The following is an 871-nucleotide window of genomic DNA, read 5'->3' on the forward strand; positions in this document are numbered from 1 at the left end:
CATCCTGCGCTCGGTGCGGCGCGTGACCGAGATGGCCGGCGACATCACGGCGGCCGCCACCGAGCAGAGCGTGGGCATTGCGCAGGTCAACGGCGCCGTCGGCATGCTCGACCGCATGACCCAGCGCAATGCCGCGCTGGTGGAGGAGAGCGCCGCGGCCGCGCACAGCCTACGCGAGCAGGCGCGGCAGCTCGCGGGCGCGGTCGGCATGTTCCGGCTCGGGGCCGGCGGTGACGATCGGCCGCCGCTGAGCTTGCTGGCGCGCGCCTGATTGCTATTTAATTGATAGCTATAAGCCCAGGTCTTGCCTGGGCTTCAGGCATTTTTTGTTCAAAAATCACTATTTCATCGTGTACTGGCCATCACGGCGGCGGGCGTTGCCTGCGGCTGCGCGTGGCTGGCCAGCCAGCCCTCCAGCGCGTCGGCCGGCATGGGGCGTGCGAAGTAGTAGCCCTGCAGTTCGTCACACCCCATGTGCTTGAGCTGCTGCGCCACCTCAAGGGTTTCCACGCCTTCGGCCACCACGCCCAGGCCCAGGTTGTGGCCCAGGCCGATGATGGTGCGCACGATGGCCAGATCGGTGGTGTTGGCCAGCAGTCCCTGCACGAAGGAACGGTCGATCTTGAGCTTGTCGATCGGAAAGCGCTTGAGGTAGGTCAGGCTCGAATAGCCGGTGCCGAAGTCGTCGATCGAGAAGCGCACGCCCAGCGCATGCAGCGCGGCCAGGCCTTCGCCGGCGGCGCCGACGTACTCCATGAGCTGGGTCTCGGTGATCTCCAGTTCCAGCAGGCGCGGGTCGGTGCCGCTGCGCGCGATGAAGCCGCGCAGGAAGTCCAGCACCTCCGGGTCGCCGAGCTGCGCGGTCGAGAGG

Annotated in this window: 1 protein-coding gene and 1 pseudogene; one reads left to right on the plus strand and one right to left on the minus strand. The window is 67.3% G+C overall.

Annotation, left to right across the window (positions count from 1 at the left end):
• Window positions 1–271 (plus strand): annotated as a pseudogene (locus JHD63_RS22705) (methyl-accepting chemotaxis protein); the annotation flags it as partial.
• 74 nt (window positions 272–345) lie between these two features.
• On the opposite strand, the gene JHD63_RS22710 reads toward JHD63_RS22705, so the two are convergent.
• Window positions 346–871, minus strand: a 526-nt coding sequence (locus tag JHD63_RS22710; RefSeq protein WP_198973060.1) for an EAL domain-containing protein, incomplete at its 5' end; no start/stop codon positions are given.

Origin of the sequence: Xylophilus sp. ASV27 (genome assembly GCF_016428875.1) — a bacterium.
GTDB lineage: Bacteria > Pseudomonadota > Gammaproteobacteria > Burkholderiales > Burkholderiaceae_C > Xylophilus.